Origin of the sequence: Micromonospora sp. NPDC047467, assembly GCF_040643095.1 — a bacterium.
GTDB lineage: Bacteria > Actinomycetota > Actinomycetes > Mycobacteriales > Micromonosporaceae > Micromonospora.
The window spans coordinates 125403-141730 of sequence record NZ_JBEYTO010000005.1; the positions used below are offsets into that span (position 1 = coordinate 125403).

At 73.3% G+C, this 16328-nt stretch carries 17 protein-coding genes; 8 read left to right on the plus strand and 9 right to left on the minus strand.

The genetic code is table 11. From position 1 onward, the window contains the following. Positions 1-834, plus strand: a complete 834-nt coding sequence (locus ABZ780_RS16025; protein ID WP_357007449.1) for a phosphoribosylaminoimidazolesuccinocarboxamide synthase — start codon at positions 1-3, stop codon at positions 832-834. 10 nt (positions 835-844) lie between these two features. On the opposite strand, the gene glpK is transcribed toward ABZ780_RS16025, so the two are convergent. Beyond that, a complete protein-coding gene (glpK, locus tag ABZ780_RS16030) occupies positions 845-2329 on the minus strand; it encodes a glycerol kinase GlpK (RefSeq protein ID WP_357486465.1) in 1485 nt (494 codons plus the stop codon). Between the two features lie 102 nt (positions 2330-2431). Here glpK and ABZ780_RS16035 point away from each other — a divergent pair, with 102 nt between their 5' ends. Then, positions 2432-3370, plus strand: a complete 939-nt coding sequence (locus tag ABZ780_RS16035; RefSeq protein ID WP_357486467.1) for a ribose-phosphate pyrophosphokinase — start codon at positions 2432-2434, stop codon at positions 3368-3370. A gap of 188 nt (positions 3371-3558) precedes the next feature. On the opposite strand, the gene ABZ780_RS16040 is transcribed toward ABZ780_RS16035, so the two are convergent. Continuing rightward, a complete protein-coding gene (locus tag ABZ780_RS16040; protein WP_357486469.1) occupies positions 3559-4014 on the minus strand; it encodes an ATP-binding protein in 456 nt (151 codons plus the stop codon). A 120-nt stretch (positions 4015-4134) separates the two neighbouring features. On the opposite strand from ABZ780_RS16040, the gene ABZ780_RS16045 reads away from it, so the two are divergent. Together ABZ780_RS16045 and ABZ780_RS16050 are read left to right on the plus strand one after the other, a co-directional pair. Beyond that, positions 4135-5268 (plus strand): DUF5931 domain-containing protein, encoded by a 1134-nt coding sequence (locus tag ABZ780_RS16045; RefSeq protein ID WP_357486471.1) that lies wholly within the window; start codon positions 4135-4137, stop codon positions 5266-5268. 14 nt (positions 5269-5282) lie between these two features. After that, on the plus strand, positions 5283-5933 hold the full coding sequence (locus tag ABZ780_RS16050) for a response regulator transcription factor (RefSeq protein ID WP_357486636.1): 651 nt from the start codon (positions 5283-5285) through the stop codon (positions 5931-5933). 6 nt (positions 5934-5939) lie between these two features. On the opposite strand, the gene ABZ780_RS16055 is transcribed toward ABZ780_RS16050, so the two are convergent. The 3 genes from ABZ780_RS16055 to ABZ780_RS16065 form a co-directional block, all read right to left on the minus strand. Further along, positions 5940-6512, minus strand: coding sequence for a DUF5709 domain-containing protein (locus ABZ780_RS16055; RefSeq protein ID WP_357486472.1), 573 nt, complete (start codon positions 6510-6512; stop codon positions 5940-5942). An 88-nt stretch (positions 6513-6600) separates the two neighbouring features. Beyond that, positions 6601-7410, minus strand: a complete 810-nt coding sequence (locus ABZ780_RS16060) for an ATP-binding protein (protein ID WP_357486474.1) — start codon at positions 7408-7410, stop codon at positions 6601-6603. Continuing rightward, positions 7410-8408, minus strand: a complete 999-nt coding sequence (locus tag ABZ780_RS16065; protein ID WP_357007467.1) for an SDR family oxidoreductase — start codon at positions 8406-8408, stop codon at positions 7410-7412. The genes ABZ780_RS16060 and ABZ780_RS16065 overlap by 1 nt, the downstream gene beginning before the upstream one ends. A gap of 227 nt (positions 8409-8635) precedes the next feature. On the opposite strand from ABZ780_RS16065, the gene ABZ780_RS16070 reads away from it, so the two are divergent. After that, positions 8636-9835, plus strand: coding sequence for a glycosyltransferase (locus tag ABZ780_RS16070; RefSeq protein WP_357486476.1), 1200 nt, complete (start codon positions 8636-8638; stop codon positions 9833-9835). Here the strand turns inward: ABZ780_RS16070 and ABZ780_RS16075 are convergent. The 4 genes from ABZ780_RS16075 to aroA form a co-directional block, all read right to left on the minus strand. Beyond that, entirely contained in the window at positions 9793-10716 is a 924-nt protein-coding gene (locus ABZ780_RS16075) for a hypothetical protein (protein ID WP_357008200.1), read from the minus strand. The genes ABZ780_RS16070 and ABZ780_RS16075 overlap by 43 nt on opposite strands. Positions 10717-10775: 59 nt before the next feature. After that, positions 10776-11594: a histidinol-phosphatase gene (gene hisN / locus ABZ780_RS16080; RefSeq protein ID WP_357486478.1), complete on the minus strand. Its 819-nt coding sequence runs from the start codon at positions 11592-11594 to the stop codon at positions 10776-10778. A gap of 28 nt (positions 11595-11622) precedes the next feature. After that, positions 11623-12633: a ribosome small subunit-dependent GTPase A gene (gene rsgA, locus ABZ780_RS16085; protein WP_357486480.1), complete on the minus strand. Its 1011-nt coding sequence runs from the start codon at positions 12631-12633 to the stop codon at positions 11623-11625. Positions 12634-12754: 121 nt separating this feature from the next. Beyond that, a complete protein-coding gene (aroA, locus tag ABZ780_RS16090) occupies positions 12755-14056 on the minus strand; it encodes a 3-phosphoshikimate 1-carboxyvinyltransferase (protein WP_357007476.1) in 1302 nt (433 codons plus the stop codon). A 102-nt stretch (positions 14057-14158) separates the two neighbouring features. Here aroA and ABZ780_RS16095 point away from each other — a divergent pair, with 102 nt between their 5' ends. The 3 genes from ABZ780_RS16095 to ABZ780_RS16105 all read left to right on the plus strand — a co-directional run bounded on the left by ABZ780_RS16095 (position 14159) and on the right by ABZ780_RS16105 (position 16130). After that, positions 14159-14869, plus strand: coding sequence for an SOS response-associated peptidase (locus tag ABZ780_RS16095; protein ID WP_357486482.1), 711 nt, complete (start codon positions 14159-14161; stop codon positions 14867-14869). A 197-nt stretch (positions 14870-15066) separates the two neighbouring features. After that, on the plus strand, positions 15067-15459 hold the full coding sequence (locus ABZ780_RS16100; protein ID WP_357486484.1) for a WhiB family transcriptional regulator: 393 nt from the start codon (positions 15067-15069) through the stop codon (positions 15457-15459). A 53-nt stretch (positions 15460-15512) separates the two neighbouring features. Continuing rightward, positions 15513-16130, plus strand: a complete 618-nt coding sequence (locus ABZ780_RS16105; protein ID WP_357007484.1) for an alpha/beta family hydrolase — start codon at positions 15513-15515, stop codon at positions 16128-16130. Positions 16131-16328 lie beyond the last annotated feature (198 nt).

Genomic DNA, 16328 nt, shown 5'->3' on the forward strand with positions numbered 1-16328 from the left:
GTGGAACTTCTGCACTCGGGCAAGGTCCGGGACGTCTACGCCGACGGCGACGACCTGATCCTGGTCGCCTCGGACCGTATCTCGATCTACGACGTGGCGCTGCCGACGCCGATTCCGGACAAGGGTCGACTGCTCACCGCGCTCTCGCTCTGGTGGTTCGAGCAGCTCGCCGACCTGGTGCCGAACCACGTCATCTCGGCCACCGACGTGCCGGCCGAGTTCGCCGGCCGGGCGATCCGCTGCCAGCGACTGGACATGGTCCCGGTGGAGTGCGTCGCCCGGGGTTACCTGACCGGCGGCGGCCTGCGGGAGTACGAGCGCACCGGCGCGGTCTCGGGCGTGCCGCTGCCCCGAGGGCTCGGCGAGGCGTCGATCCTGCCCGAACCGATCTTCACGCCGTCGAGCAAGGCCCCGGCGGGCGAGCACGACGAGCCGATCACGTTCGCCGACGTGGTGGACAAGGTGGGCCAGGCCACCGCCGAGCGGCTGCGGCAGATCACCATCGACATCTACCGGCGCGGCGCGGAACTGGCTGCCGACCGGGGCATCCTGGTCGCCGACACCAAGATCGAGCTGGGCTGGGCGCCGGACGGCACCCTGGTCCTCGCCGACGAGCTGCTCACCTCCGACTCGTCGAGGTTCTGGCCGGCCGAGTCGTACCAGCCGGGCCGTGTGCAGTTCTCCTACGACAAGCAGTACGTGCGGGACTGGGCCACGGGTAGCGGCTGGAACAAGCAGGCCCCGGCGCCGGATGTGCCCGCCGAGGTGGTCGAGGCGACCCGCGCCCGCTACGTCGAGGTCTACGAGAAGCTCACCGGCAACCGCTGGGAGTGACCGCCGGCCCTCACTCCACCCAGTCGAGGGTGCGCTGCACGGCCTTGCGCCAGTTGTGCAGCTCCCGGTCGCGCAGCTCCGGCGCCATCGTCGACGTCCACTGCGCGTCCGAGCGCCACTGTGCCCGTAACGTGGCGAGGTCCGGCCAGAAGCCGACCGCCAGGCCGGCCGCGTACGCCGCGCCCAGGCAGGTGGTCTCGGTGATCCGGGAGCGGACCACCGGCACGTCGAGCACGTCGGCGAGGAACTGCATGAGCAGGGCGTTGGCGGTCATCCCGCCGTCCACCCGGAGCCGGCGCAGCGCCACGTCGGAGTCGGCGTTCATCGCGTCGACCACCTCGCGGGTCTGCCACGCCGACGCCTCCAGCACCGCCCGCGCCAGGTGCCCCTTGGTGATGTAGCCGGTCAGGCCGGCGATCACGCCCCGTGCGTCGCTGCGCCAGTGCGGGGCGAAGAGCCCGGAGAACGCCGGCACCACGTAACAGCCGCCGTTGTCGTCCACGGTGCGGGCCAACTCCTCCACCTCCGCCGCTGTCGAGATCAACCCGAGGTTGTCCCGCAGCCACTGCACCAGCGACCCGGTGACGGCGATCGCGCCCTCCAGCGCGTACGCCGGGGGTTGGCCCTTGATCTGGTACGCGACCGTGGTGAGCAGGCCGTGCGTGGAGGGGACCGGGCTGGCGCCGGTGTTGAGCAGGAGGAAGCTGCCGGTGCCGTAGGTGCACTTCGCCTCGCCCGGCTGGAAGCACGTCTGACCGAAGAGCGCGGCCTGCTGGTCGCCGAGCGCACTGGCCACCGGCACCCCGGCGAGGACGCCGGTGGCGGTGCCGTACACCTCGGCGGAGCAGCGGATCTCCGGCAACATCGCCGCCGGCACGCCCATCGCGTCCAGCAGCTCCGGGGCCCAGTCGAGCGTCGTGAGGTCCATCAGCATGGTCCGGCTGGCGTTTGTCACGTCGGTGACGTGCTCGCCGGTCAGCTTCCAGATCAACCAGCTGTCCATGGTGCCGAAGAGCACCTCGCCGCGCTCGGCTCGCTCGCGCAGGCCGTCGACCTCGTCGAGCAACCAGCGCAGCTTCGGGCCGGCGAAGTAGGTGGCCAGCGGCAGGCCCGTGCGAACCCGGAACCGCTCCTCGCCGTACGCCGAAGCAAGCTCGCGCAGCAGCGGCCCGGTGCGGGTGTCCTGCCAGACGATGGCGTTGGCCACCGGGCGACCGGTGGCCCGGTCCCAGATGACGGTGGTCTCCCGCTGGTTGGTGATGCCGACGGCGGCCAGCCCGGCCGCGTCGGTGCCGGCGGCCCGCAGCGCCTCGGCGACCACCTGCTCGACGTTGTCCCAGATCTCCTCGGCGTCGTGCTCCACCCAGCCGGGCCGGGGGAAGATCTGCCGGTGCTCGCGCTGGGCCACGGCGACGATCTCCCCGGCCTGGTCGAAGACGATGCACCGCGAGGAGGTGGTGCCCTGGTCGATGGCGGCGACGTACTGGGGGGTCACGGCAGCACCGTACCCGGACCGGCCGCGTGGTGCGACAGTCGTCACCGCCGGTTGCGGCCTGCCGCCGGTGGCGGCGCGCGGCGTCGCCTACGATGTGCGAACGTGCGCGACATCGCCGTTTTCAGTGGAACCGCCCATCCCGACCTCGCCGCCGAGATCTGCGCCCACCTGGGGGTGCCGCTGCATCCGGTGCGGGTCTCCCGGTTCGCCAACGACTGCCTGGAAGTGCAGTTACAGGCCAACTGCCGGGAGCGAGACGTCTTCCTGATCCAGCCTCTGGTGCCACCGGTGCAGGAGAACCTGGTCGAACTGCTGCTGATGATCGACGCGGCGCGGGGTGCCTCCGCCGGCCGGATCACGGTGGTGCTGCCGCACTACGCGTACGCCCGCTCGGACAAGAAGGACGCGCCGCGCATCTCCATTGGCGCCCGACTCGTCGCCGACCTGCTCACCTCGGCCGGAGCGGACCGGGTGCTCGCGATGACCCTGCACTCGCCGCAGGTGCACGGTTTCTTCAGCGTTCCCGTAGACCACTTGCACGCGCTGCGTGAGTTGGCCAAGCACTTCCGGCGGTACGACCTCAGCAACACTGTGGTGGTCTCGCCCGACCTGGGCAACGCCAAGGAGGCCGCCGCCTTCGCCCGCCTGCTCGGCACGCCGGTCGCGGCCGGGGCGAAGCAGCGGTTCAGCGACGACCTCGTGAAGATCAGCGCAGTGATCGGCGACGTGGCCGACAAGGACGTCATCGTGCTGGACGACGAGATCGCCAAGGGCAGCACGGTCGTCGAACTGATGGAACACCTGCGCGGCCTGAAGGTGCGCTCGATCCGGCTCGCCTGCACGCACGGCCTCTTCTCCGGTGACGCGTTGCGGCGGCTCAGCGACCAGGACGGCGTACTGGAGATCGTCTGCACCAACACGGTCCCCATCCCGGCCGCCAAGCGGGTCCCCAAACTTCAGGTCCTCTCGGTGGCCCCCGCCCTGGCCGAGGCGATGCGCCGGATCCACAACGGCGAGTCCGTCTCCGCCCTCTTCGCCTAACCCCCCGCAGCCCCGCCCCCCGACTCCGCGATCTTGCAGTTTCGGTCGCCGGAATGAGGTGGTTTGGGCGCTTCGCCGGGGCAGCAAGTGCAAGATCGCGGGTGCGGAGGGCGGGGTGCGGGTGCGGGGTGCGGGGTGCGGGGTGCGGGGTGCGGGGTGCGGGGTGCGGGGTGCGGGGATCGAGAGGGCTAGCGGGGGGTGTGGTTGGGGGTGGTGACGGCGGTTGTGACGCGGACCGTGGTGCCGGCGGCGCTGGTCACGACCTCCATGGCGTCGGTCAACTCGCGGGCCAGCCAGAGGCCCCAGCCGCCAGCGGTGTCGGGGGTCGGCCGGCTGCGGTCGCCCAGTCTCTGCGGGCTGATCCCGCGCCCGCGGTCGGTGACCTCGCAGACCAGTGAGCCTGACTCGCTCCAGAGTCGCAACCAACCGCGCCCGCCACCGTGCCGCACCGCGTTGGTGATCAATTCGTTGATCGCGAGCACGAAGTCGTCCAGTCGCTGGCCGGCGAGGCCGGAGGCGTGCGCGCAGGAGGTGACCGAGTGTCGAATCTCGGTCACCTGGGCCTGGTCGAAGGCCTCGGCGATCAGGAGGGCAGGGTCGATGGGCACAACCGTACGCGGTGCGTGCGGATCTGCGTTCATCATGGCCCCGTCCCGACGGCGGATCCCGGAGTGTTTCGCGGCTTTTCCACCGTACGTCAGGGTTTCTCGGATCGCACTCCGTGCCTCGCACGCCGCTGGCTCGGCTGTGACATCCTGACCGCCATGCCGTCGCCGCCGCGTGGTTTCGAGGTGCCGCTCTGGCGGGCGCTCACCGTGTTCCGGCTGGCGTCCCTGGCGTACGTCTGCGTGCTCGCGGTCCGCGACGCCGACCGGTACGCCCACCCGTTCGCGGTCGGTGCCCTGCTCCTGCTGATGATCGCGTGGACCGGGGCGACCACCGTGGCGTACGCCCGACCGGCCTGGCGCCGCTGGCCACTGCTGCTGGCCGACCTCGGGGTGGTCATCGCCATCGTGCTGTCCACCCCCTGGGTCGTCGGGCGGGAGGCGCTCGGCAACGGCGTACCCACTCTGGGGGTGGCCTGGATGGCCGGCCCGGTGCTGGCGTGGGCCGTCTCCGGCGGCCGGCGGCGGGGCACGGTGGCCGCGCTGCTCGTCGCCGGCGCGGACCTGGCCACCCGCGAGCGGATCGGCCAGTCCTCGTTCACCGGGGTGATCCTGATGCTGCTCGCCGGTGTGGTGGTCGGGCACGTGGCCCGCCTCGCCGTGGCCGCCGAGGAGCGGCTGCAACGCGCGGTGGAGTTGGAGGCGGCTACCCGGGAGCGGGAACGGCTGGCCCGGGGCATCCACGACTCGGTGCTCCAGGTGCTGGCACTGGTGCAGCGGCGAGGCGCGGACCTGCCCGGCGAGGCCGGCGACCTGGCCCGGCTGGCCGGCGAGCAGGAGGCCGCGCTGCGCGCGCTGATCTCCGGCACCACCCCGGTCGGTGCCGGCCGGCTGGACGACGGCGACGCGGTGGACCTGCGTGCCCTGCTCAGCCGGTACGCCTCGACGGCGGTGTCGCTCTCCGCGCCCGCCAGCCCGGTGCCGCTGCCCCGGCAGGTGGCCGGGGAGTTGGCCGCCGCGACCAGCGCGGCCCTGGACAACGTGGGACGTCACGCCGGCGGGCGGGCCTGGGTGCTGATCGAGGACGAGGGGGACAGCGTGACCGTGTCGATCCGTGACGAGGGGCCGGGCATCCCGGACGGCCGACTGGCCGAGGCCGCCGCGCAGGGACGGCTCGGGGTGACCCTGTCGATCCAGGGTCGGGTGGCCGACCTCGGCGGGACGGTGCGGATCATGTCGGCACCCGAGGCGGGCACCGAGATCGAGTTGGTTGTGCCGAGGGCCCGAGGGTGAGCGCCCTCCGGGTGATGGTCGTCGACGACCATCCGATGTGGCGCGAAGGGGTCGCCCGGGATCTCACCGAGGCCGGTTTCCTGGTGGTCGCCACCAGCGGCGAGGGGCGGCAGGCGATCCGGGTCGCGGCCGCCGCCCGGCCCGACGTGGTCGTCCTCGACCTGCAACTACCGGACATCTCCGGTGTCGAGGTGGTCCTCGGGTTGCGCGCCGCGCTCCCCGAGGTGCGGGTGCTGATGCTCAGCGCCAGCGGCGAGGAGCAGAGCGTGCTCGACGCCGTCAAGGCGGGGGCCACCGGCTACCTGGTGAAGTCGACGGCGCCCGCCGAGTTCCTCGACGCGGTGCGCCGCACCGCCGCCGGAGATCCGGTCTTCACACCCGGTCTGGCCGGGCTGGTCCTGGGGGAGTACCGCCGGCTGGCCGCGCCGGGGCAGGGTCCCGGGCCGGCCGGTGGCGCGGAGCCCGGCACGCCCCGGCTCACCGACCGGGAGACGGAGGTGCTGCGCCTGGTGGCCAAGGGGATGTCGTACAAGCAGATCGCGCAGCGGCTCGGCCTGTCCCACCGCACGGTGCAGAACCACGTGCAGAACACGCTGGGCAAGCTGCAACTGCACAACCGGGTGGAGCTGACCCGCTACGCCATCGAGCGGGGCCTGGACGGCTGAGCCCCCTCAGACCGAACGCGGCGGCTCCGTCTCGTGGATGGCCAGCTCCTCGGCGGTCGCCCCGCCGCCCGCCGATCCGGCGTCGTACGCCACGGAGTCGGTCTCCTGGTTGGTGTGTGCCCCCTCGTCCGGTTGCACCAGACGGCCCACGGTGGCGTCGGCAACCGTGCCGAGTTGGCCGTGGTCGTAGAGGGAGACCGGCGAGTTCGGGTCCGACGTGGGCCCCGGGTCCATCACGTCGGCGTCCAGTTGGGCCTCCGCGGCGGCCGCCTCGTTGTCCGCCTCGAAGGCGATCTTCGGGTCGACCGGGCCGGCCAGCGGGTCGTCCACCGGTCGTTCGAAGCTCTCCCGCTGGAGCTTGTAGTCCAGCGACTCACCGTCGAGCTGCTCCTCGGCGGTGGTCCCGAAGCGGTCCACCGCCACCGGGGTCCGGTCGCCGGGAATCTGGGCTGGCTCCGGGCCGTCCGCCTCGCGCCCGGTGAGGACGTCGTCGTTGGCGGTCGAGTCGTCGTCGGCGGTGTCGGGCAGCCCCTCCGCCTCGGTGTCGGACACGGGGGTCGGGTACTCGTTGTCGCGCATGTCTGATCACTACCCGCTGCCCTCCCGCCATAACCGGAGCACCGCCGTTCATGCGGGAGCGAACCGGTCATCGGTGCCGGAAAGACCCTCAGCCGAGCGCGTCAGCCTCGTCGTCCGGGTGCAGCACGCACCAGACGACCTTGCCATCCGGCACCATGCTGGTGCCCCAGCGGCGGGCCACCGTGTCGATCAACAGCAGGCCCCGACCGCCGGCGCGGGTCGGCGGGGACAGCCCAGCGAACGCCGGCCGGTGCGCGGAGTGGTCACGGACCGCCAACTGCAGGGTGCTGTCCTGCGGTGCCAACCGGACGCTCATCAGCGTCCGGGCGTGCGCCACCACGTTGTTGACCATCTCGGTGACCGCGATCTGCGCCGGCTCGGTCAGCGTCGGCATGCCCCAGCGGCGGCAGCCGGTGGCGACCAACTCGCGGGCCTGCCGGGCGGCCTCCACGCTGGGGGGCAGCTCGACGGTCAGCACGGCCGCCAGCGGCGTCGCGGCGAGCGCCGCCAGCGCGCCGTCCAGGGTGGGCCAGGCCGGGACGCCGGCCAACGCGGTGTCGGCGCGACCCGGCCCGGAGACCGCGGGGTCGCAGAGCAGCAGATCCGCGGCGGGCCAGTCGGCGACCTCCCGGCGGACCTGGGCGAAGACACCCCGCCCGGGAGGTTCGTCGACCCGCAGCCCGGTCACGTCGGCGACCACCGGGCCGGGCCGGTCGCAGAGCCGCGCGAGCAGCGCGTCGCGGATCGTCTCCGCCGCGGCGGGGTCGAGTACGCCGGTCAACCGGACCACCGCCGACGACTCGTCGACCTCCACCCGGCAGCGCCCGTCGGTGGGCGGCACCGCGTCGGTGCGCGGCACGTCGAGGTGCGGCGTGTCCGGCCGGTCGATGCCGGTCATCAGCGATCCAACCGGGATCGGCGGTTCTTCGCCGCTATCGTGCCGACGGCGGTGCCGGCCGCGGCGAGGCCGAACGCCGCCGTCATCCGCACCAGGTGCCGCCGCCGGCCGTGCCAGCCACCCTCGCGGCTGGCCTGCGCGTCGGCGTGGAACACGTTGCCGCTGCTGTCCAACCGGGCGCCCGGGCCGAACTGGGTGCGCTGGGCGTACCAGCCGAGGGTGCGCTCCACCAGCGCCGGCGCCAACCGCCACTGCAGGCCGAACAACCGGGCGGCACCACCGGCGTACGCCTCGCGGCGCGGGCGGCGCAGCAGCCGCACGATGGTCTCGGCGACGACCTCCGGCGGGTAGACCGGTGGGGGTGGTAGCAACTCACGCCCGCTGTGGTTGGCCGTGTGCCGGAAGAACGGGGTGTCGATGGTGGCCGGCAGAACGGTGCAGACGGAGATCTGACCCCGACCGGTGACCCGCAGTTCCTGCCGGACGGTGTCGGCCAGCCCTCGGATGCCGTGCTTGGAGGCGTTGTACGCCGACTGGTACGGCATGGCCACCTCGGCCAGCACGGAGGCGTTGTTGACCACCACGCCACCGCCGGCCGCGCCGAGGTACGGCAGCGCGGCCTTGAGGCCGTGCACCGTACCGAGCAGGTTGACCTCCAGCACCTGGCGGAACTCGGCGACCGGGATCTCGTCGAACAGACCCACCGCGCTCACCGCGGCGTTGTTCACCCAGGCGTCGATGCGCCCAAACTCGGCCACCGCCCGGTCGGCCAGCAGTTGCACCGACTCCAGATCGGTGACGTCGGTCGGCACCGCCAACGCCCGACCGCCCAACTCCCGACAGCGCTGCGCCACCTGTCGCAGGGCCGGCTCACTGCGGGCGGCCAGCACGACGGCGGCCTTCCGGCGGGCCAGCGCGTACGCGGTGGCGGTGCCGATCCCGCTGGAGGCACCGGTGATCACCACGGTCGAGTCGTCGAGGCTGCGGGTCAGCGGCATTTCTGAGCGGTACCCCGGGCCGGGCCGGGTCATACCACCGGCCGATGGACGATCATCGCGGAGGCGTCTTCTGGTGCGGCCGGGCGGGCTCGTGTGGTTGCCGGGGCGCAGGTGTCGGCGTACCCGGGGGCGGTGTTTCCCGATCTGCCAGGTTTCGGCTCCCGGCCTCCAGGTTAATGGGACGCTCTGACCGGACCGCCGAGGAGAAGAACGCAGGGAGGTGACCCATGCGCGTCGGCCTCGTCTGCGCGCACAGCAGTTCGTACCGGCACGCCGACGGCCCGCCGGTCGGCACCCGACAGCACATCGCGAGGGTCGCCGCCGAGTTGACCGGTCGCGGCCACGATGTCCGGATCTACGAACGCCGGGACGACCCAGGGCTGCCGGTGACGGCGGACGTCGATGGCTACCGGGTGCACCGGGTGCCGTCCGGCCCGCCCACGCCGCTGGCCACCGCCGAGTTGATTCCGCACGTGACGGAGTTCGGGCGTTGGCTGGCCGACGAGTGGGGTGGCGCCTGGCGGCCCGAGGTGGTGCACGGGCACTACTGGATCGGCGGCCTGGCCGCCGCGCACGCGGTCCGGGAGACCGACATCCCGGTCGTGCAGACGTTCCACTCACTCGGCGTCGAGCAACTGCGTCACCTGGGCGGCCACTACGACGGGCCGGGGCAACGGATCCCGCTGGAACGGGCGCTGACCCGGGCGGTGGACATCGCGGTCGCCCAGAGCAATGACGAGGTGGACGAGCTGACCAGGATGGGCCTGCAACGCAGCTCGGTGGCGATGGTGCCGGCTGGAGTGGACACCGAGCAGTTCCACCCGGACGGTGAGGCGGCGCCGCGCGAGCAGCGGGCGCGGATCCTCTCCGTCGGTGGGCTCTCCCCGGGCCACGGCCAGGACGACCTGATCCGGGCGATGCGCCTGGTCGGCGACGCCGAGCTGGTGATCGCCGGTGGGCCGCCGGCCAGTCAACTGGCCAACCACGCGGAGGCGCGTCGGCTGCGCGAGCTGGCCGAGCGGGCCGGGCTGGCCGACCAGGTGCGCCTGGTGGGCGCGGTGCCGCACGACCAGATGGCCACCTGGTACCGGTCGGCGGACGTGGTGGCCTGCACGCCGCACTACTCGTCGGCCGGGCGGGTCTCGCTGGAGGCGATGGCCTGCGGCGTGCCGGTGGTCGGTTACGCGATGGGCGGTCTGGCGGACGCCGTGGTCGACGAGGTCACCGGTCGCCTGGTGCCTCCCGGCGACGTGCGTACGCTCGGTGTCTCCCTGCGCCGGCTGCTCACCGACAACGCCGGCCGGTTCGCGTACGGCCACGCCGCCGTGGACCGGGTCCGCAGCAGCTACACGTGGGAGCGCACCGCCAGCGCGTTGGAGCGCCTCTACGAGCGGGTGGTGAGCCGCCGCAAGCCCGTCGAGGCCTGAGCGGGCTGTGCCGCGGCCCCGGTCGTCAGCCGGGCCGGCTGGCGCCCGTCATTGCCGAGTCGCTGCGGCGCGCCCACCGGGCGGTGCTGCTGCGGCTCGGCGTACCTGGTCAGGCCGATCACGGAGGCCAGGGTGACCAGGAATCCGACGGCCGCCAGCCACTCCCGTCCCGGCCAGATCTTGTCGTTGAGCAGCAGCAGGCCGACGATCGCCGCTGGCACCGCACCGGCGGCGTCCATCGCGGCGACCGCGGCCGTCGTCGAGCCGCGCTGCATGGCCAGGCCGAGCAGCAGTTGGCCGACGATCGAGTGTGCGATCAACAGGTAGAGCAGCGGGTCGGCGAGGAACGCCTCGGCGGACGGCGCGGACGCCAGTGGCCGAGCGGCGACGGCGGCCGAGCTGAACGCCAGCCCGGCCAGTGAGCCGAGGGCCACCGAGCCAGGTGCGCCGTGCAGCCGGACGGCGAAGAAGCCGAGCACCGCGATGACGCCGAGCGCCGCCAACAGGGCGATCGAGCCAGCGGTGCCGAGCTGCCGCGACGGTGCCGGCCGGGCCGACAGCACCAGCGCGGTGATCCCCGCGAAGAGCAGCGCCAGCAGCACCACCTCCGCCACGGGCAACCGCCACTTCAGCACCAGCACCCCGAGGATGGCGGTCACCCCGAGCCCGGCGGCCACGCTCGCCTGCACCAGGAACAACGGCAGGTCCCGTCGGGCCAGGAAGGCGAGCACGAAGCCGCCGATCTGGCAGACCAGGCCGACCAGGTACGTCCGGTGCCCGGCGAGCCGCAGCAGCAGGCCCGGATCGAAGGTGTGGTGGACCGTTGTGCGGGCCGCGGCCACCGACTGGAGAAGGTTGGCGAAGCCGTACGCGACGATCATCGCCGCGAGAAAGCACCAGCCGGAGGAGACCACCTGGCGAGGATAGAGGTTGCCGAGTGTCAGCGCTCGGCTGGTCGATCCAGCCGGGCGAGGATGTCGGCGTGCAGCACACCGTTGGTGGCTACCACGCTGCTCTCGGTGCCGGGCGCGCCGGCCGGGGCCGGTCGACCCGCCAGATCCGTGACCGTGCCACCCGCCTCGGTGATGATCGGCACCAGCGCCGCCACGTCCCACAAGGACAGTTCCGGCTCCACCATCACGTCCAGCGCGCCCTCGGCCAGCAGCATGTAGCCGTAGAAGTCGCCGTACGCCCGGCTGCGCCAACTGGCCCGCATCACGTCGAGCATCGCGTCGAGCCGCCCGGCGCGCTCCCACCCGGTCAGCGAGGAGTAGCAGAAGCTGGCGTCGGCGATCCGCCGGACCGCCGAGACGCTGATCCGCTCGCCCGCGGCGGGGCCCGGTCCGGCGTACGCGCCCCCGCCCGCGCTCGCCCACCACCGCCGTCCCAGCGCCGGGGCGGACACCACGCCGACCACCGGCCGGTCGCCGTCGTAGAGCGCGATCAGGGTGGCCCACACCGGCACGCCACGGACGAAGTTTTTGGTGCCGTCGATCGGGTCGACGATCCACCGGCGACCGTCCGCATCGGCGCTCTGCGTCGCGCCGTACTCCTCGCCGAGCACCCCGTCGGCTGGCCGGTGCTCGGTCAGCAGCGCGCGGATCTCCCGCTCCACGGCGGTGTCCGCGTCGGACACCGGCGTGAGGTCCGGCTTGGCCTCCACCCGGAGGTCGAGCGCGCGGAACCGGGCCGTGGCGATGGCGTCGGCCCGGTCGGCGAGCAGGTGGGCGAGGTCGAGGTCGTCGGCGTACCCGGTCATGCCGGCAACCTAGCCGATGCCCGGCGGCTCACTCGTCCGGCCCGCGCCGGTCGCCCTCGCCAGGCCCGCGCTGGTCGGCGTCGCCGCGCGAGTCGCCCTCGCCGGCCCGGGAGGCGAGCAACCGGCGGTACGACGCCAGCCGCCGCGCGTCGGCCTTGCCGGCGGCCACCCAGGCGTCCAGCCCGCATTCGGCCTCGTCGGCCGTGTGGGGGCAGTTCGGCGGGCAGTCGACCGTGCCCTCGACCAGGTCGGGGAAGCCGTGCAGCAGGCTGTCGGCGGAGACGTGCGCCAACCCGAAGCTGCGGATGCCGGGGGTGTCGATGATCCAGCCCGGGTCGGTGTCGACGCCCGGCACCGGTGGCAGCCGCAGCGCCACCGCGCTCGTGGAGGTGTGCCGGCCGCGACCGATCGCGCTGACCACACCTACGGCGCGGGCGGCGTCCGGGACGAGGCGGTTGACGAGCGTCGACTTGCCCACCCCGGAGTGCCCGACCAGCACCGACACCCGACCGCTGAGCAGCGTGCGCAGCGCGGCCAGGTCGGCGTTGGGGCGGTTCAGCACGTACGGCAGCTCCAGCTCGGCGTAGTAGCCCAGCACCTCCTCCGGCCCGGCCAGGTCGGCCTTGGTGAGGCAGAGCAGCGGCTCGACGTCGGCGTCGTAGGCGGCCACCAGGCAGCGGTCGATGAACCCGGTACGCGGCGGCGGATCGGCCAACGCGCTGACGATCACCAGTTGGTCGGCGTTGGCGACCACGACCCGTTCCAGCCGGCCCTCGGCGGTGGTCTCGTCGTCGTCGGCGGTGCGACGCAGCACCGAGCGGCGCTCGGCGATCCGGACGATCCGGGCGAGGGCACCCTCGGTGCCGGAGGTGTCGCCGACCAGGCTGACCCGGTCGCCCACCACCACCGACTTGCGACCCAGCTCACGGGCCCGCATCGCGGTGACCGTGGGCAGTTCGGCACCGGCCACGCCGCGCTCGGCGCCGGCCAGCACACAGGTGTAGCGACCCCGGTCGACGGCGATCACGAAGCCGTCCACGGCGTCGGCGTGCTGAGGTCGGGTGCGCGTACGCGGACGCGACGACTTCCCGGGCCGGACCCGTACGTCGTCCTCGTCGTACTCCCGCCGTCTGGTCGCCAGGACGTGTCCTCTTCTCGCCTCAGTTCTTGCCGGTCACCATCGCTGACCATAGTGCCGGGAACTCCGGCATGGTCTTGGAGGTACAGCCGACGTCGTCCACCTCGATGCCCGGCACGGCGAGACCGGCCACCGCGGCGGCGTGCGCCATCCGGTGGTCGTGGTAGGTGTGGAACACGCCGCCGCGCAGCGGCCGGGGCCGGATCTCCAGCCCGTCCGGCGCCTCGGTGATGTCCGCCCCGAGCGCGGCGAACTCCCGCGCCAGCGCGGCGAGGCGGTCGGTCTCGTGGCCGCGGATGTGCCCGACACCGGTGAAGACCGACGGCGAGTCGGCCAGCATGGCCAGCGCGGTCAGCACCGGGGTCAGCTCGCTGACGTCGGACAGGTCGGCGGTCAGGCCGTGCACCACGCCGGTGCCCCGGACGGTCAGCCCGTTGGTGGTGAGGGTGACCTCGCCGCCCATCCGGTGCAGCAGTGAGCGGAGCTGCTCGACCGGCTGTGCGCTGTTGTGCGGCCAGCCCTGGAGGGTGACCTCACCGCCGGTGACCAGGGCCGCAGCGAAGAACGGCACCGCGCCGGAGAGGTCTGGCTCGATCTCCCAGCCGCGCCCGGTGAGCGGGCCGGGCTCGACGGTCCACACGTCGGGGGTGGTGTCGTCGACGGCCGCGCCGGCGGCCCGCAGCATCTGCACCGTCATCCGCAGGTGCGGAGCGGAGGGCACCGGCGGGCCGACGTGGCGCACCACGAGACCCCGGTCGAAGCGGGGGGCGGCCAGCAGCAGGCCGGAGACCAACTGGCTGGACGCGGACGCGTCGATCACCACCTCGCCGCCGGTGACCCCACCGGCGCCCTGCACGGTCAGCGGCAGGCTGCCCGTGCCGGTGACGTCGATCCGGACACCCAGCGAGCGCAGCGCCTCGATCAGCGGACCGAGCGGCCGGGTGCGGGCATGCGGATCACCGTCGAAGGTGACCTGCCCGTCGGCCAGCCCCGCCACCGGCGGCACGAACCGCATCACCGTGCCGGCCAGCCCCACGTCCACGTGCGCCGGCCCGGTCAGCGGGTGCGGCCGGACCAGCCAGCGCTCGTCGTCGCTGATCGACACGTACGTGCCCATGGCGCGCAGGCCGGCGGCCATCAACTCGGTGTCCCGGGCGCGCAGCGGCCCGGCCAACGTCGACGGGCCGGCGGCCAGCGCGCTGAGCACCAGGGCACGCGCGGTCAGCGACTTGGAGCCAGGCAGGCGCAGCGTGGCCGCCACCGGGTCGGACGCGGTTGGTGCGCTCCACGGCTGCGGCGGCCGGGTCGCTGTCAGGTTCCCCACGGTTACATTCTGCCGTGTCGGCCGGTCGGCGGCACCGACCGGCGGTCGTACTCCCGGTTGGCGGGACAGCCGGGGGGGCTCTCGACAGGTTAGCGTTGGCGTATGTGCGGCAGGTACGCGACGACCCGTGGCGCCGGCGAGTTGAGCGCGTTGTTCGAGTCGTCCGACGACACCGACGACCGGGTCCGGCCCGATCACAACGTCGCGCCCACCGATCCGGTCCCGCTGGTCCGGATGACCCCCGAAGGGCACCGCAGCCTCTGCGTGGGCCGCTGGGGCTTTCTCCCGCACTGGTCGCGGTCCGCGGCCGGCGCGGCCCGCATGATCAACGCGCGGGCCGAGACGGTGGCCAGCAGCCGGGCGTACGCGCGGGCGTTCGCCCGCCGCCGCTGCCTGGTCCCGGCCGATGGTTGGTACGAGTGGGTCCGGCTGCCCGAGGGCGGGCGGCAGGCGTATTACATGACCCCCGCCGACGGCTCGGTGCTCGCCCTGGCCGGCATCTGGTCGGTGTGGGAGTCCGGGGCCGATTCCCGGCTCACCTTCAGCGTGTTGACCACCGCGGCGCTCGGCGAGTTGGCCGAGGTGCACGACCGGATGCCGGTGCTGGTGCCGCCCGAGCGGTGGTCGTCGTGGCTGGCGTCGAGCGACGAGCCGGAGCGGCTGCTCGCTCCGCCGTCGGCCGACCGGCTTGCCGGGCTGGAGATCCGTCCGGTCGGGCCGGCGGTGGGTGACGTCCGCAACGACGGGCCCGGGTTGACGGCCCGGGTGCCCGTCGCGTCGACGATCGCGCCGCAGGAGCTGACGCTGTTCTGAGGCCGGCGCATATCGTCGGGTGACGATTTCACAGGTTTCCGATCGATTCGTTACCTGTTTGTTCAGTCAGGTTCCCGGCAGCTACTTGTCCCGGTGTCCCAAAGTGCGATACAACACAGCGCCGGTAGTGGCTGTCGATTCGCACGGGGCGGACGACATCCACCGATCTTGCCGGTCCCACGGGGGAGGTGGGTGGAATGACACGGGCGCGTATGCCACGCCCGCACGAGGTGGCCGCGGCGCGGCAGGATCCGCGACTGCTGCGGGCCTTGCGGGAGCGACGACAGGACGACGCGTGGCGCACCAGAGGGACATGTCAGAGTGTGGATCCGGAGACGTTCTTTCCGGCGCCGAACGAGCCGGCGGACGCCGCCGTCGCACTCTGTCGCAGCTGCGATGTGCAGGGGTCCTGCCTGGCGTGGGCACTGGAGGTGGGTGACTGCCACGGGGTCTGGGGTGCCACCACGCCCCGCGAACGGCGGGCGATGCTGGTCGCCTGGCGGGGCGAGGTCGAGCCGGATCCGGCCGCCCTCGACGACGCCGGCCCGCCGGTGCGGGACCGTCTGCTCACCCTGGTGCCGCTGAGCTGACCATCGGAACGAACCGATCCCGGTGACCGGCCGGGGCGGCGCAGAATGGGTCGGTGCTGCCCAGCGAAGAGATCAACACCCCGCGCGGTCCGGCGCGGATCGACACCGACCTACCGGCCTGGCCGGCTGCTGCCCTGCTGGTGCTCGGGCACGGCGCGGGCGGCAGCGTGGACGCGCCCGATCTGCTCGCGGTTCGGGACGCGGCGGTCGCGGCCGGCCTGGCGGTGGTTCGGGTGACCCAGCCCTACCGGGTCGCCGGTCGGCGTGCGCCGGCCCCCGCCGGGCACCTCGACGAGGCGTGGACGGCGGTGCTCGCCGCGCTGCGCGATCGGCATGCCGACGTGCCGACGCTGCTGGTCGGCGGTCGGTCCAGTGGCGCTCGGGTGGCCTGCCGAACGGCTCAGGCGGTGGGCGCGGCCGGCGTTCTCGCGCTGGCCTTCCCGCTGCACCCGCCCGGCCGACCGGAACGCTCCCGGGCGGCCGAACTGGACACCGGGCTGCCGACGCTGGTGGTCAACGGCGACCGGGACCCGTTCGGGGTGCCGGAGCCGGGGCCGGTCGTGCAGGTGGTGACCCGGCCGGGTGAGACGCACGACCTGCGGCGGGATCCGGGCGGCACCGCTGCCGTGGTGCGGGACTGGCTGCGCGCGCAGGGCTGGACGGCCGACTGAGCCAGCCGACTGGGCCGGCCGTGTCCGGTGCCGGGCGCGATTCGTTGCATCCGATGGTGCCGCCGGCCCGGTTCGGGCGGGCGACGCCAGTCCTCCCAGGCCCTTCCTGGTCCCAGCGCCGGCCGTCGCCGGGGCCGGGACCAGGAACGGGAGAGCGGGCTGGAATGCCTCACCCGTCATCTCGCGTTACTACCCCCG

Coding starts and splice junctions, on each gene's coding strand:
- ABZ780_RS16070 (WP_357486476.1), top strand. CDS start 8,636: ATGCGCGTCGGCCTCGTCTGCGCGCACAGCAGTTCGTACCGGCACGCC.
- ABZ780_RS16050 (WP_357486636.1), top strand. CDS start 5,283: ATGGTCGTCGACGACCATCCGATGTGGCGCGAAGGGGTCGCCCGGGAT.
- ABZ780_RS16075 (WP_357008200.1), bottom strand. CDS start 10,716: ATGATCGTCGCGTACGGCTTCGCCAACCTTCTCCAGTCGGTGGCCGCG.
- ABZ780_RS16045 (WP_357486471.1), top strand. CDS start 4,135: ATGCCGTCGCCGCCGCGTGGTTTCGAGGTGCCGCTCTGGCGGGCGCTC.
- ABZ780_RS16065 (WP_357007467.1), bottom strand. CDS start 8,408: ATGCCGCTGACCCGCAGCCTCGACGACTCGACCGTGGTGATCACCGGT.
- ABZ780_RS16100 (WP_357486484.1), top strand. CDS start 15,067: ATGACACGGGCGCGTATGCCACGCCCGCACGAGGTGGCCGCGGCGCGG.
- hisN (WP_357486478.1), bottom strand. CDS start 11,594: ATGACCGGGTACGCCGACGACCTCGACCTCGCCCACCTGCTCGCCGAC.
- ABZ780_RS16040 (WP_357486469.1), bottom strand. CDS start 4,014: ATGATGAACGCAGATCCGCACGCACCGCGTACGGTTGTGCCCATCGAC.
- ABZ780_RS16055 (WP_357486472.1), bottom strand. CDS start 6,512: ATGCGCGACAACGAGTACCCGACCCCCGTGTCCGACACCGAGGCGGAG.
- ABZ780_RS16095 (WP_357486482.1), top strand. CDS start 14,159: ATGTGCGGCAGGTACGCGACGACCCGTGGCGCCGGCGAGTTGAGCGCG.
- ABZ780_RS16060 (WP_357486474.1), bottom strand. CDS start 7,410: ATGACCGGCATCGACCGGCCGGACACGCCGCACCTCGACGTGCCGCGC.